The 13,751-nt window shown below is 75.0% G+C and carries 11 protein-coding genes; 7 read left to right on the forward strand and 4 right to left on the reverse strand.

The genetic code is table 11. From position 1 onward, the window contains the following. Nucleotides 1-26: 26 nt before the first annotated feature. Both ACN260_RS20680 and ACN260_RS20685 read right to left on the reverse strand, forming a co-directional pair. Complete coding sequence (locus ACN260_RS20680) at nt 27-605, reverse strand: Clp protease N-terminal domain-containing protein (RefSeq protein WP_422752645.1); 579 nt, start codon at nt 603-605, stop codon at nt 27-29. Next, complete coding sequence (locus tag ACN260_RS20685; protein ID WP_088642213.1) at nt 605-841, reverse strand: HTH domain-containing protein; 237 nt, start codon at nt 839-841, stop codon at nt 605-607. Before ACN260_RS20685 ends, ACN260_RS20680 begins: the two co-directional genes overlap by 1 nt. A gap of 116 nt (nt 842-957) precedes the next feature. On the opposite strand from ACN260_RS20685, the gene ACN260_RS20690 reads away from it, so the two are divergent. From ACN260_RS20690 to ACN260_RS20705, 4 genes are all read left to right on the forward strand, one after another. Then, on the forward strand, nt 958-1,764 hold the full coding sequence (locus ACN260_RS20690) for a PP2C family protein-serine/threonine phosphatase (protein WP_422752646.1): 807 nt from the start codon (nt 958-960) through the stop codon (nt 1,762-1,764). A gap of 85 nt (nt 1,765-1,849) precedes the next feature. After that, entirely contained in the window at nt 1,850-2,674 is an 825-nt protein-coding gene (locus tag ACN260_RS20695; protein WP_422752647.1) for a universal stress protein, read from the forward strand. Between the two features lie 125 nt (nt 2,675-2,799). Next, nucleotides 2,800-5,202 carry a phosphoketolase family protein gene (locus ACN260_RS20700; protein WP_422752648.1) on the forward strand — a complete coding sequence of 801 codons (2,403 nt, stop codon included), beginning with the start codon at nt 2,800-2,802 and terminating at the stop codon, nt 5,200-5,202. Nucleotides 5,203-5,269: 67 nt separating this feature from the next. Further along, the gene (locus ACN260_RS20705) at nt 5,270-6,136 is read left to right on the forward strand and encodes a universal stress protein (RefSeq protein ID WP_422752649.1); all 867 of its coding nucleotides are present in this window, start codon (nt 5,270-5,272) and stop codon (nt 6,134-6,136) included. A 122-nt stretch (nt 6,137-6,258) separates the two neighbouring features. Here ACN260_RS20705 and ACN260_RS20710 read toward each other — a convergent pair whose 3' ends face one another. Then, nucleotides 6,259-8,592 carry a heavy metal translocating P-type ATPase gene (locus ACN260_RS20710; protein ID WP_422752650.1) on the reverse strand — a complete coding sequence of 778 codons (2,334 nt, stop codon included), beginning with the start codon at nt 8,590-8,592 and terminating at the stop codon, nt 6,259-6,261. A 187-nt stretch (nt 8,593-8,779) separates the two neighbouring features. Between ACN260_RS20710 and ACN260_RS20715 the strand changes: the two genes are divergently transcribed. Continuing rightward, on the forward strand, nt 8,780-9,790 hold the full coding sequence (locus ACN260_RS20715) for an Acg family FMN-binding oxidoreductase (RefSeq protein WP_422752651.1): 1,011 nt from the start codon (nt 8,780-8,782) through the stop codon (nt 9,788-9,790). Between the two features lie 96 nt (nt 9,791-9,886). Further along, nucleotides 9,887-11,557: a GAF domain-containing protein gene (locus tag ACN260_RS20720; protein WP_422756776.1), complete on the forward strand. Its 1,671-nt coding sequence runs from the start codon at nt 9,887-9,889 to the stop codon at nt 11,555-11,557. Nucleotides 11,558-11,637: 80 nt separating this feature from the next. Here ACN260_RS20720 and ACN260_RS20725 read toward each other — a convergent pair whose 3' ends face one another. Then, nucleotides 11,638-12,276 (reverse strand): response regulator, encoded by a 639-nt coding sequence (locus tag ACN260_RS20725; protein ID WP_067310092.1) that lies wholly within the window; start codon nt 12,274-12,276, stop codon nt 11,638-11,640. A gap of 282 nt (nt 12,277-12,558) precedes the next feature. Between ACN260_RS20725 and ACN260_RS20730 the strand changes: the two genes are divergently transcribed. Beyond that, on the forward strand, nt 12,559-13,533 hold the full coding sequence (locus tag ACN260_RS20730) for an Acg family FMN-binding oxidoreductase (protein ID WP_422752652.1): 975 nt from the start codon (nt 12,559-12,561) through the stop codon (nt 13,531-13,533). Nucleotides 13,534-13,751 lie beyond the last annotated feature (218 nt).

Consider the following 13,751-nt stretch of genomic DNA (forward strand, 5'->3'; position numbering starts at 1 on the left):
AGCGGCCGGACAGGCGGATCGGCCGCTCAGGCCGCCGTGCGGAGTGCCGACTCGATCCGTCGGCGCAGGTCGTCGAGGTCCGCGCCGGCCTCGGTGAGCACCGTCGCGCCCAGGCCGCCACCCTCGCGGAGCACGCCGAGCAGCAGGTGTTCGGTACCGATGTGCCGGTGACGCAGCCGCAGCGCCTCGCGTAGCGACAACTCCAGTGCCGTGCGGGAACGCGGGGACAGCGGCCCGCCGGGCGGCCGGCGCAGCCGCCACCGGCGGCGGGGGGCCGGGACCGCCTCGCGCAGGGCGTCGGGGCCGAAGGTGTCCTCGATCCGGGCGACGATGGCCGCGAGGTCGATGCCGATCTCGCGCAGCGCGGCGGCGTCGGCCTCGCCGAGCCCCGTGCCGCCGTCGCCGGTGTGCCGCCTGATCCGGGCGCGCAGGTCGTCGGCGTCGAGGCCGGCGGCGGTGAGCACCCGGCAGGCGAGCCCGTCGCCGTCGGCCAGGACGGCGAGCAGCAGGTGCTCGGTGTCGACGGGTCGTCCCCCGTCGGCTCTGGCCTGCTCGACCGCGTGGTGGACGACCGCGCGGGCGCGGTCGGTGAACCGTTCGAACATCATGCCTCCCCGGTGCCGTGGACCGCCGGTCGCCCGGCGTGCTTCTTGTGGACCGCCTGCCGGCTGACCTCGAGCGCGTCGGCGATCTCCTGCCAGGACCAGCCCTGTCGTCGGGCGTTGTCCACCTGGACCACCTCCAGCCGTTCGAGGAGCCGGCGCAGGGCGCGCACGGCGCGCAGGCCGACCCGGGGGTCGGTGCTGCCGGCGGCCGCCGCGAGTTCCGTCGCCTGACTCATGCTGTCAATGTACGTTGACACGCGCCGGACGTCAACCTGAGTTGACGACGGCGTCGGGTACCCGACACGACGCCGGACGGCCCGGTCCGGGCCGGCGGCGGTGCTACGGTCCGCTGGTGTTCCGTCGCCGCACCACCGCTGACCAGCCCGTCGAGGCTGCCCGCCGGATGCCCGTCGGCCGGGTCGAGTGGGAGATCGCCGGCGGCACCGTGGCCGGCCACCGGTACTCGGCCAACTTCGACGCCCTGCACGTCGACCCGGAACTGCCGTTCGCGGTGGTCGTCGACGGCATGGGCGAGGGCGAGGGCAGCCGCGTCGCCGGCGACACCGCCCGGGACACCCTGCACGAACTGGTCCGCGCCGGCTGGCCCGCCGTCGGCCCGCGCGAGCTGCGCGCCGCGATCACCGAGGCCCAGATCCGGGTACGCCGGGCCGGCGCCGCCATCGACGAGCTGGCCGGCTGCACCCTGACCGCCATGCTCGCCCAGCCCGACGGCGAGCTGGCCTGGATCGTCCAGCTCGGCGACTCCCGGGCCTACCGGCTGCGCGACGGCCTGCTGGAGCTGGTCACCGTGGACCACACGATGGCCTGGCTCGGCGTGCTGCACGGCTGGTGGCCGGCGAACTCCCGGGAGGCCGCCCGCGCCCGCTACCAGCTGCTGCGCTACCTCGGCCATCCCGACCGACCGGACCCGGACCTGCTCGGGGTGCCGCTGCGCCCCGGCGACACCTGGCTGCTGTGCACCGACGGGGTCAGCGACCAGCTCGACTACCACCGGCTGCGGGACCTGCTCGCCGAGCCGGACCCGACCCGGGCGGTACGCGGCCTGCTCGCCGCGAGCCTGGCCGAGGGCGGCAGCGACAACGCCACCGCCGTCGTGCTGCGCGTCCACCCGGCGACCGCAGGACACCCGTCCGACTGATCCGGCTCCACCGCCCGTCCGCCGCGACTAGCGTCGGTGGGGACGGCGTGGGGCGTGGCTGCGGACGCCCGGGAGGTGAAACCGGATGACCGGGTCCACGGACGGGCCGGTGGTGGTCGGGGTCGGGCCGGCACCGGCCGACCTCGCGGTGGTCCGGCTGGCGGCCCGCGAGGCCGCCGCCCACAGCCGGGGTCTGGCCCTGCTGCACGCCTTCAACTGGGAGGCCGCCCTCGCCGGCCCCTCGGTGGCCGGCAGCCGGGACGCCGCCGAGGAACTGGTCACCCGGGCCGCCACGGCCGCCAACGAGGTCGAACCGGCGGTGCCGGTCAGCGGGGAGATCGTCGAGGGCGCGCCGGTCGGAGCCCTGGTCCGCCGCTCCGGGACGGCGTTCCTGGTGGCCATCGGCGACGGCGGGATGGCCGGCTGCGGCGGCTGCGTACCGGCCGACGCGCCCGCCGTGCAGCTCGCCGCCCGCGCCGGCTGCCCGGTGCTGGTGGTCCGCCGCGACCCCCCGCCACCGGGCCCGGTGCTGGTCGGGGTGGACGGTTCACCCAGCTCCCGGACCGCGCTCGACTTCGCCTTCGACTGCGCCGCCCGCCGCCGGGCCCGGGTCATCGCGGTCCGGGCGGTCGAGCCGGGACGCCCCGACGACGACCTGCTCGGCGCGCTGGTCGCCGAGGTCGGCCGCCGGCACCCGGGGGTGCCGGCGGAGTGCCACACCGTCCGCGGCGACCCCGGCACCGTCCTGGTGGAGCAGTCCCGCTCGGCGCAGGTGGCGCTGGTCGGCGCGCGGGGCGACCAGCCGGGACGGGGAATGCTGGGCGAGGTGAGCCAGACCCTGCTCTACCACGCGCCGGCTCCGGTCATCGTCGTCCGTGGGCTGGTTTCCGCCGTACCGGCCGGGGCATGACGTCCCCGGCGGCCGGGACCAACGGCCCTGCCCGGTGACCGCTCGAACGCGAAGACTGGATCTGCCCGGGACGAATCGGCGCTTCCGGGTGCAGAACTCCCCGACCCGCGAGAGGCTTTGCCAGCATGGACACCGCTCTCGACCTGCACAGCCCCCTGACCGACGACGAGCTGCGCCGGCTGGACGCCTACTGGCGGGCGGCGAACTACCTCACCGTCGGGCAGATCTACCTGCTCGACAACCCGCTGCTGCGCGAGCCGCTCGCCCCCGAGCACGTCAAGCCCCGGCTGCTCGGCCACTGGGGCACCAGCCCCGGCCTCAACCTGCTCTACGCCCACCTCAACCGGGTCATCGTCAACCGTGACCTGTCGGCCATCTTCGTCACCGGCCCCGGCCACGGCGGCCCGGCGCTGGTGGCGAACACCTGGCTGGAGGGCACCTACAGCGAGCTGTACCACCCGGTGAGCCGCGACGAGACCGGCATGCAGCGGCTGTTCCGCCAGTTCTCCTTCCCCGGCGGCATCCCGAGCCACGTCGCACCGGAGGTGCCGGGCTCGATCCACGAGGGCGGCGAGCTGGGGTACGCCCTGAGCCACGCCTACGGCGCGGCCTTCGACAACCCGGACCTGCTGGTCGCCTGCGTCATCGGCGACGGCGAGGCGGAGACCGGTCCGCTGGCGGGGAGCTGGCAGTCGAGCGTCTTCCTCAACCCGGCCCGCGACGGCGCGGTGCTGCCGATCCTGCACCTCAACGGCTACAAGATCGCCAACCCGACGGTCATGGACCGGATCCCCACCGAGGACCTGCTCGACCAGATGCGCGGCCACGGCTACCAGCCGTACCTGGTCGCCGGGGACGACCCGGAGCAGGTGCACCAGCTCCTCGCCGCCACCCTGGACCGGGCCTGCGACGAGATCGCCGAGATCCAGCGGGTGGCCCGCTCCGGCGGCCACGTCGAGCGTCCCCGCTGGCCGATGATCATCCTGCGGACCCCGAAGGGCTGGACCGGCCCGGCCCAGGTCGACGGCAAGCAGGTCGAGGGGACCTTCCGCGCCCACCAGGTGCCCATCGCCGAGGTACGCGACAACCCGGCGCACCGGGCCGAGCTGGAGCGCTGGCTGCGCAGCTACCGACCGGAGGAACTCTTCGACGCCACCGGCGCCCCGGTCGCCGAGCTGACCGCGCTGCCGCCGAAGGGTGAGCGCCGGATGAGCGCCAACCCGGTCACCAACGGCGGTCGGGTGCTGCGCGACCTGACCCTGCCGGACTTCCGCGACTACGCCGTCGACGTCAAGCGGCCGGGTGAGCCGGTGGTCGGCGCGGCCGGGGTGCTCGGCACCTGGGTCCGCGACGTGATCACCGCCAACCCGCAGACCTTCCGGCTGTTCGGCCCGGACGAGGTCGCCTCCAACCGGCTCGGTGCCGCGTTCGAGGTCACCGACCGGTCCTTCGACGGCCGGATCGAGCCCACCGACGACCATCTCTCCCCCGACGGCCGGGTGATGGAGGTGCTCTCCGAACACCTCTGCGAGGGCTGGCTGGAGGGCTACCTGCTGACCGGCCGGCACGGCATCTTCACCAGCTACGAGGCGTTCATCCACATCGTCGACTCCATGGTCAACCAGCACGCCAAGTGGCTGAAGGTGACCCGGGGCATCCCCTGGCGGGAGCCGATCGCCTCGCTGAACTACCTGCTGTCCAGCCACGTGTGGCGGCAGGACCACAACGGCTTCTCGCACCAGGACCCGGGCTTCATCGACCACGTGGTCAACAAGAAGGCCGAGGTCGTCCGGGTCTATCTGCCGCCGGACGGCAACACGCTGCTGTCCACCATGGACCACTGCCTGCGCAGCCGGCACTACATCAACGTGGTGGTCGCCGGCAAGCAGCCCGCCCCGAACTGGCTGACCATGGACGAGGCGGTCCAGCACTGCCGGCGCGGCCTGGGCATCTGGGACTGGGCCAGCACCGACGACGGACGGGAACCCGACGTGGTGCTCGCCTGCGCGGGCGACGTGCCGACCCTGGAGACCCTCGCCGCCGCCGACCTGCTGCACCAGCACCTGCCCGAGCTGAAGGTGCGGGTCGTCAACGTGGTCGACCTGATGCGGCTCCAGCCGTCCTCGGAGCACCCGCACGGCCTGCCGGACAACGAGTTCGACACCATCTTCACCCGCGACAAGCCGATCATCTTCGCCTACCACGGTTACCCGTGGCTGATCCACCGGCTCACCTACCGCCGGGCCAACCACGACAACCTGCACGTGCGCGGCTACAAGGAGGAGGGCACCACCACCACGCCGTTCGACATGGTGATGCTCAACGACCTGGACCGTTTCCACCTGGTCATCGACGTCATCGACCGGGTGCCCGGCCTGGCCGCCCGCGCCGCCCACCTGCGGCAGGAGATGGTCGACACCCGGCAGGCCTGCCGCGACCACACCCGTCGGTACGGCGAGGACGACCCCCGGGTCGCCGAGTGGCGCTGGGTCCGCGAGACCCAACCGCAGCAGCTCGACGGGCAGTGACACTCCTGTGGTGGGCCGGCCGCCGGCCGGCCCACCACCTCGTGACCAGCCAGGAAAGGACGAGACGATGAACCCCGACGAGATCCTGGTCGGCTACGACGGTTCCGCCGACGCGGGAGTCGCCATGGACTGGGCGCTGGCCGAGGCGCAGCGCAGCGGACGCACGGTCCGGCTGGCGTACGTCTTCGAGTGGATGACCGTCGCCGGTTGGGTCGGCCCGGGGGTGGCCCCCGGGGTCTGGCCGGACGACGACGCCCGGCGGCAGGTCGAGGAACTGGTGCACCAGGCCGCCGCGGACGCCACCGCCGCGTGGCCCGGCGTCACGGTGCACGGTGAGGTTTTCGACGGCCCGCCCGCGCTGGTGCTGGAGGAGCGTTCCGCCGAGGCCGGGCTGCTGGTGCTCGGCAGCCGGGGCCACGGCGGCTTCACCGGTCTGCTCGCCGGCTCCACGGCGGTCTCGGTGGCCGCCCACGCGCACTGCCCGGTGGTGGTGGTACGCGAGGCGCAGGCCAAGGTCACCGGCCCGGTGGTGGTCGGCTACGACGGCTCCGAGCAGGCCGGTACGGCGATCGGGTTCGCCGTGGAGCGGGCCGCCCGGCACGACGCACCGCTGCGGGTGCTGCGGGCCTTCGAACCGCCGGATGACCGCTGGCGGCCGTCGGACCCGGACGCCGAGGCCCGGCTCGCGGCGGACCGGGCCGAGATCGACCGGGCCCTCGCCGGGTGGCGGGAGACCTTCCCCGAGGTCCCGGTCACGGTGGAGATCGCCCCGGCCCGCCCGGCTGCCGCGCTCGTCGAGGCGAGTCGGGAGGCGCAGCTCGTGGTGGTCGGCAGCCGGGGTCGGGGCGGGCTGCGCGGGATGCTCCTCGGCTCGGTCGGCCAGCAGCTCATCCAGCACGCGCACTGCCCGGTCGCCGTCGTCCGCGAACGCTGACCGGCCGCGCGGGTCGGGCGGCTGTTGGGCCGATGTTGCGGTGATCCGGCGCCCGGACACCGCAACATCGGCCCCAGCGCGCGGATCACCACGGGCGGGTGGGTCATCGCGGGGCGGGTGGATCAACGCGGGGCGGGTGGGTCGGGGTCCAGGGCGAGGTAGGTCTCCTCCTCCTGGGCCAGGTGCAGGCGCAGCACCGCGTCCAGGCCGTACAGGCTGGCGAGCAGATCGGGCACCTGGTCGGGGCGCAACCGTCCGTCGGCACGGGCCAGGTGACCACCGATCGCGTCCACCAGCCGGTGGATCTCCACGTGTTCCCGGCTCATCGTCGACGTCGCCTCCCCGCCGAGCGGGCCGGTCAACGCCGGATAGAGCTGCCGTTCCTCGGCGCTGTCGTGCGGCAGCACCTCGTCGGTGAGCCGGCGGTGCGTGTCGCGCAACGCCGGCAGGCACCCCTCGGCGGTCGGCCGGGTCGCCACCAGGTCGGCGGTGTCGCGTACCCGGGCGAGCACGTCCCGTACGCCGGTATGCTGGCCCGCGTACCGGTCGAGCAGTGCGCGGGCGGCCGGCGGGACGTCCGGGCGGCGCAGCCCGCCGCGCAGCGCCCGCAGCGCGTTGAGGATCACCAGCACGTCGATGCCCTCCTGGAGGAAGGCGCCCGCCACCGGCGGCAGCCGGCCGGCGGCGGCGACCAGCATCGCGAGCACCGCCAGCCCCATCCCGACGGTGGCGCTCTGCACCGCGATCCGGCGGGCGTGCCGGGCGATCTCGACGGCGTCGGCGAGCCGGTCCAACCGGTCCACGGTGATCACCGCGTCGGCGACGTCCGCCGACGCGGTCGCCCCGGTCGCCCCCATCGCCACCCCGACGTGCGCCGCCGCCAGCGCCGGCGCGTCGTTCACCCCGTCACCGACCATCACGGTGACCGCCCGCCCCGCCTCCTGCCGGACCCGGGCCACCTTCTGCTCCGGGGAACACCGGGCCAGTACCTCGTCCACCCCCACCAGCCGGGCCACCTGTTCGGCGGTGCGTGGGCGGTCCCCGCTGAGCAGCAGCAGCCGGGACAACCCGGCGTCCCGCAGCCGTCGTACCGTCCGCCGGGCGTCCGGGCGGACCGGGTCCTCCAGCAGGACCGCCCCGAGCGGGCCGTGGTCGTCGCTCACCCACACCGTCGACCAGCCGGCCAGCTCGGCCCGCTCCCGGGCCTGCTCCGCCCAGTCGGGCAGGTCCCCGGTGAGCTGCCCGACCCGCACCGGCCGGCCGTCGACCCGGCCGCTGACCCCGCGCCCCGGCTCCTCGGTCACCTCCGTCGGCGTGGTCAGCCGCAGCCGCCGCTCGCGGGCCTGCCGCACCAGCGCCACCGCCAGCACGTGCGGGGAGAGCTGCTCCACCGACGCGGCCAGCCGCAGCACCTCGTCCCGGTCGCCGCCAGGGCCGGCCACCGTCTCCGCCGCCCGGGGCCGCCCGGCGGTCAACGTGCCGGTCTTGTCGACCAGCAGGGTCCGGGCCCGGCCGAGCAGCTCCAACGCGCCGCCGTCGCGCACCAGGACGCCCCGGCGGGCCGCCCGGGACAGCCCGGAGACGATCGCGATCGGGGTGGCCAGCAGCAGCGGACACGGCGTCGCCACCACCAGCACGGCGACCGCCCGGACGACCTCCCCCGACCACCACCACGCCACCCCGGCCAGCAGCAGGGTGAACGGCACGAACGCCGCCGCGTACCGGTCGGCGAGCCGGACCGTCGGCGCCCGGTGGGCCGTCGCCTCCCGCGCCAACCTCACGATCCCCGCATAGGTGCTGCCCGCCGCGTCCCGGGTGGCCTCCAGGCCCACGGCGGCGCCCGCGTTGACCACCCCGCTGGACACCTGCTCCCCGGCGGCCCGGCCCACCAGCTGCGACTCGCCGGTCACCACCGACTCGTCGAGCGTCGCCGGGGCCGCGAGCACCCCGTCGACGGGCACCACGTCCCCCGGCCCGACCAGCAGGTCGTCCCCCACCGCGACCCGGTCCAACGGGACCACCTCGACACCCCCGTCCGGGGTGCGCCGCCGCGCCTGCCGGGGCGCCCGCGCCAGCAGGGCGCGCAGGTCGCGGGTCGCCCGCCCCCGGGCGTACGCCTCCAGCGCCCGGCCGGTCGCCACCATCACCGCGATCACCGCCCCGGCCAGGTACTCCCCGACCAGCAGCGCACCGGCCAACGCCAGCACGGCGATGACGTCCACCCCGAACCGTCGCCGCCACCACTGGCGCAGCACCGCCCCGACCGCCGGCACCAGCGCCCCCAGGGTCGCCGCCGCCCACACGGCGTCGGCGGGGCCACGCCGCCCGGTCAGCCACAGCGCCGCCCCGACCAGCAACGCCCCGCCGAGCAGGGCCAGGGGCGTCCACTCGCGCCACCGCACCGGCGGCCGGTCGACCGGCCGCCGCGGAACACACTCCTGCGGTGCCGCGTCCACCTGCGGATCGTCGCAGCAGGTGGGCGGCGGGGGCCGGGAACCGGGAAACCACCGGGCCGAAATGCCCCCGGGGAGGGACCTGCGGACCGTGCGCGAGGCCGGGTCGGCAGGCCAGGATGGAACGGTATCCCCACCCCGGGGCCGACCGGGTGGGGCACGATGGGAAAGAGACGGAAAGGTCGTGCCGATGAGCCACCAGACGCCCGCGACGGACCGCCCGCTGACCACCGCGCTCGCGGAGGCGGCGACGACGGCAGGTCACGCCCCCTCGGTGCACAACACGCAGCCGTGGCGCTGGAGGGTCCTGCCGGACGCCCTGGAGCTGCGGGTGGTCCGGGAGCGGCAGCTCTCCGCCACCGACCCGGAGGGCCGGCTGGTGGCGGTGAGCTGCGGCGCGGCCCTGCACCACGCCCGGGTAGCGCTGGCGGCCGAGGGCTGGACGGCGGTGGTCGAGCGGCTGCCCGACCCGCAGCAGCCGGACCTGCTGGCCCGGTTGACCGGCCTGACCCGGTCCGGGGCCGACCCGGAGGCGATGCGCCTGGTGCAGTGCATGCAGGTGCGGCACACCGACCGCCGGCCGGTCAGCGACGAGCCGGTGCCCGCAGGTGTGCTCGACGACATCGTCCGCGCCGCCGACGCCGAGGGTTCCCGGTTGCAGATCCTCGACGCCGACCAGGTGATGGAGCTGGCCGCGACCGCCTCGCACGCCGGCACGGTCGAGGCGGAGGACCCGCAGACCCGCGAGGAGTTGCAGTACTGGACGCACCGGGCCGGCACCGGCACCGGTCTCCCTCCGGAGGTGCTGCCGCAGGACCAGCCGCAGACCACCGTCCCGGCCCGGGACTTCGGCAGCCCCGGCGACCTCCCCGTCGGCCCGGGGCACGACAAGGCCGCCGCGTACGGGCTGCTCTACGGCGACGAGGACGAGCCGGACAGCTGGCTGCGGGCCGGTGAGGCGCTCTCCGCGTTGTGGCTGACCGCCACCCGGCACGGGGCGTCGGTGGTCCCGCTGTCCGGCGTGGTCGAGGTGGACGGCACCCGGCAGACGCTGCGGCACCTGCTCAGCGGGCTCGGCTACCCGTACCTGGTGCTGCGGATCGGGATCGCGGACCCGGCGCACGCCGGACCGCCGCACACCCCGCGGCTGCCGGCCGCGCAGGTGGTCGACACCTCCGCGGTACGCGACCAGCGGCCCTGACGATCTCGTGCCGGACGGTCACCGGGCGGTAACATCGCCCGCGTGGCCGCCAGCACCCCTGCTTCCCGCAACGAACACCAAATCCCCTCGCTCGGGCTGAGCCCGCTGTCCCGGGTCCGCCTGGACGAGCTGCTCCAGGAGATGCTCGACCGGGTCGGCGACGTGGTGACCAGCCGGGAACGGCTGCGGGCACTGCTCGACGCGGTGGTCGGCATCGGCACCGACCTCGACCTGCGCAGCACCCTGCAACGGATCGTGCAGGCGGCCTGCGAACTGGTCGGGGCCCGCTACGGCGCACTCGGCGTGATCGGGCCCGACCGGCTGCTGCACGACTTCATCACCCACGGCATCGACGCCGAACTGCACGCGAAGATCGGTGACCTGCCGCACGGGCGGGGGGTGCTCGGCCTGCTGATCGACGAGCCCCGCCCGGTGCGCATGCCCGACATCACCCAGCACCCCCAGTCGTACGGCTTCCCGCCGCACCACCCGCCGATGCACAGCTTCCTCGGCGTGCCGGTACGCATCCGCGAGCAGGTCTTCGGCAACCTCTACCTGGCCGAGAAGCAGGGCGCCCCGGAGTTCACCGAGGACGACGAGGAGATCGTCGTGGCGCTGGCCGCGGCTGCCGGCGTGGCCATCGAGAACGCCCGGCTCTACGCGCTGGCCCACCGCCGGGAACGCTGGCTCGCGGCCACCGCCGAGATCACCTCGGTGCTGCTCGGCGAGGTACGCCGGACCGACGCGCTGACCCTGGTGGCCCGCCGGGCCCGGGAGGTCGCCGAGGCGGAGCTGGCGCTGGTGCTGCTCTACGACGAGGACGCCGGGCAGTTCACCGTCGAGGTGGTCGACTCCGCCGACGGTGACGCCGACGAGTTGGTAGGCGCGCTGCTGCCGGCCAGCGAGACCAGCTTCGTCGGCCCGGTCACCGAACGTCGCCGGGAACTGCTCGACAACCTGGCCGAGGCGGCACCCTGGCCGGTGCCGGTGGTCGCCGGCCCGGCCGTGGTTTCCCCGCTCGCCGCCGCCGACACCCTGCACGGGGTGCTGGTGGTGGCCCACCGGCCCGACGCCGGCCGGGCCGCCGACGCCGACGTCACCCTGCTGGCCAGCTTCGCCGGTCAGGCGGCCCTGGCCATGGAGCGGGCCCGGGGGCAGGAGGAACGGGAGCTGCTGGTGGTCCTGGAGGACCGCGAACGCATCGCCCGGGACCTGCACGACGTGGTGATCCAGCGGCTGTTCGCCACCGGCCTGCAGCTGCAGAGCGGCGCGATGCACGCCCGCCCCGACGTCGCCAAGCGGATCAACGCGGCCGTCGACGACCTCGACGCCACCATCCGCGACATCCGCCGCACCATCTTCGAGCTGCGTACCCCGATGAGCGCGGCGCTGCGCACCGAGATCCGGGAGGCGGTCGACGTGGCCGCCGGGTCGCTGGGCTTCCGGCCCGCCGTCGAGTTGGACGGCCCGATCGACAGCGCCGTGCCGGAACCGGTCCGCCCCGACCTCACCGCCGTGCTCCGCGAGGCGCTGTCCAACGCGGTACGCCACGCCGAGGCCAGCCGGGTCGCCGTCGCCGTGCGGGTCGACGCCGGCCGGGTCACCGTGACGGTCACCGACGACGGGGTGGGCTGCGATCCGGCCGCCGCCCGGGGTGGCCTGGTGAACCTGCGCGAACGCGCCGAACGGCACGGCGGCGAGTTCGAGGTACGCCGGGTCGAGCCGCACGGTACCCAACTCTGCTGGTCGGTCCCGCTGCGCGACTGAGCCGGTCGGTTCCCGCTCAGCCGGCCGGCGCGGCCGGTCGGTTCCCGCTCAGCCGTTCGGCCGGCCGGCGGCCCGGTGGGTCAGTGGCGTTGGCCGAGCAGGCGGGTGGCGAGGACGGCGGCCTGGGTGCGGCGTTCCAGGCCCAGCTTGGCCAGCACGCTGGAGACGTAGTTCTTCACCGTCTTCTCGGCGAGAAACATCTTGCCGGCGATCTCCCGGTTGGTCAGCCCCTCGGCCACGTACTCCAGGATGCGGCGCTCCTGCTCGGTGAGGGTCTTCAACTCGCGGGGCTGCTCGACGCCGCTGCGGATGCGCTCCAGCACCCGGGTGGTGATCGCCGGGTCGAGCAGCGACTGCCCGGCCGCGACCCGACGGACGGCGTCGACCAGGTCGGTGCCCCGGATCTGCTTGAGCACGTACCCCGCCGCGCCCGCCATGATCGCGGCGAACAACGCCTCGTCGTCCTCGTACGAGGTGAGGATCAGCCCCTTGATCGACGAGTCGACCGCCCGGACGTCCCGGCACACGTCGATGCCGTTGCCGTCGGGCAGCCGGGCGTCGAGGATCGCCACGTCGGGGCGGAGGGCGGGAATGCGTCGGGCCGCCTCCTGCGCGGAGCCGGACTCGCCGACCACTTCGATGTCGCCGCTGCTCTGCAACAGGTCGGCCAGGCCACGGCGGACGACTTCGTGGTCGTCGAGGAGGAACACCCGGATCATCCCTCGTTTCTACCCGCCCGGAGCAGCCCGTGCACGGGCCGAAGGTCCCTAAACCGGCGCGTCGGGCCGCCCTTCCGGCACGTCGCGCCGGGGACGGGCGGCCCGGCCGGGTCGGGGAGGGCGGCCCGGCGGGTCGGGACGTCCGGCCCTGCCCGGCCCACCCCCGGGTGACGGACCGTGGAGGGGAACCACCACCGGGACCGGTCGGTGTCGGGCCGGCCGGGGCGAGGCGTTCCCCGCTCGGGGTGGAGCGGCACGAACCGCCACGGAAGGAGCACGACCATGGGCACCGGGTACACCGAGGCGCAGCTACGGGCCGCCGTCGCGGACGCCGTCCGCGCGCCTTCCCTGCACAACACCCAGCCGTGGCGGTTCCGCCTGCGCGACGGCGGGATCGAGGTGTCGGTCGACCCGACCCGCCGGCTGCCGGCCACCGACCCGAGCGGATGGGGCACCCGGATCTCCGGCGGGGCGGCCCTGTTCAACCTGCGGCTGTCCCTGGCCGTGGCGGGCACCCCGGCGACCGTACGGCTGCGCCCGTACCCGGCCGACCCGGACGTGCTGGCCCGGCTGGTCCCGGACCTGCCGCGCCGCCCCACCCCCACCGAGCAGAGCCTGTACGCGGCCATCGGCCGCCGGTTCAGCAACCGGGCGCCGTTCTGGCCCGACCCGGTGCCCGCCGACGCCCGCTGGCGGCTCGGCGAGGCGGCCCGTGCCGAGCAGTGCTGGCTGGAACTGGTGATCGGGGTGAGCGCCGTCAACGCCTTCGCCGAGGTCGCCCGCAGCGCCCACCGGGTGCTCGAACGCGACCCCGCTTACCGGGCCGAACGCGCCGACTGGGTGCGTACCGAACCTGCCCCCGACGGGGTGCCGGCCCGTGCCGGCGGCCCGCAGACCGAGCCGCAGGACCTGCTGCCGTCGCGGGGCTTCGGCGGCCTGGACCGCGCCCCCGGCCGCGACTTCGAGCCGGAACCGCTGGTGGCGGTGCTCGGCGCGGCCGGCAACACGGTCGTCGACCAGGTGCTGGCCGGGCAGGCGTTGCAGCGGGTCCTGCTGACCGCCACCGACGCGGGGCTAGCGGTGTCGCTGCTGTCGCAGCCGATCGAGGTGTCGGGGGCACGGGAGGCGCTGCGGCTGTCGCTGGGGCGTTTCGGCACGCCGCAGATGGTGATGCGAATCGGGTACGGGCAGCCGGGGGTGGCGACGCCGAGGCGCAGCGTGGACGAGGTGCTGGATGTGGCGGTGGCACCCGGCTGAACGTCGCTCCCTGTGCCGACGTAGCGACTACCCACCGGATTCGATATGCCTCCTAAGCTCCACTACTCGTATCGGAGCCATAGGCCGCGTCGTATGCGGTATTGCGGTCACCTCCCTCACCCTTTCCTCTCAGGGAACCCCTAGACCTCCTGCTCCTCTCCTTGGCCATCTCCTGAATGACCAGGCGACCGGCGGCCGCCTCGTCGGTCGCACCACGA

It is taken from the genome of Micromonospora sp. WMMD708 (assembly GCF_049315245.1).
Taxonomy (GTDB): Bacteria; Actinomycetota; Actinomycetes; order Mycobacteriales; family Micromonosporaceae; genus Micromonospora; species Micromonospora wenchangensis.

What these genes read in the sequence shown, in the direction of transcription:
- ACN260_RS20680 (WP_422752645.1), bottom strand. Translation starts at nt 605, where the DNA reads ATGTTCGAACGGTTCACCGACCGCGCCCGCGCGGTCGTCCACCACGCG.
- ACN260_RS20685 (WP_088642213.1), bottom strand. Translation starts at nt 841, where the DNA reads ATGAGTCAGGCGACGGAACTCGCGGCGGCCGCCGGCAGCACCGACCCC.
- ACN260_RS20695 (WP_422752647.1), top strand. Translation starts at nt 1,850, where the DNA reads ATGACCGGGTCCACGGACGGGCCGGTGGTGGTCGGGGTCGGGCCGGCA.
- ACN260_RS20700 (WP_422752648.1), top strand. Translation starts at nt 2,800, where the DNA reads ATGGACACCGCTCTCGACCTGCACAGCCCCCTGACCGACGACGAGCTG.
- ACN260_RS20705 (WP_422752649.1), top strand. Translation starts at nt 5,270, where the DNA reads ATGAACCCCGACGAGATCCTGGTCGGCTACGACGGTTCCGCCGACGCG.
- ACN260_RS20715 (WP_422752651.1), top strand. Translation starts at nt 8,780, where the DNA reads ATGAGCCACCAGACGCCCGCGACGGACCGCCCGCTGACCACCGCGCTC.
- ACN260_RS20725 (WP_067310092.1), bottom strand. Translation starts at nt 12,276, where the DNA reads ATGATCCGGGTGTTCCTCCTCGACGACCACGAAGTCGTCCGCCGTGGC.
- ACN260_RS20730 (WP_422752652.1), top strand. Translation starts at nt 12,559, where the DNA reads ATGGGCACCGGGTACACCGAGGCGCAGCTACGGGCCGCCGTCGCGGAC.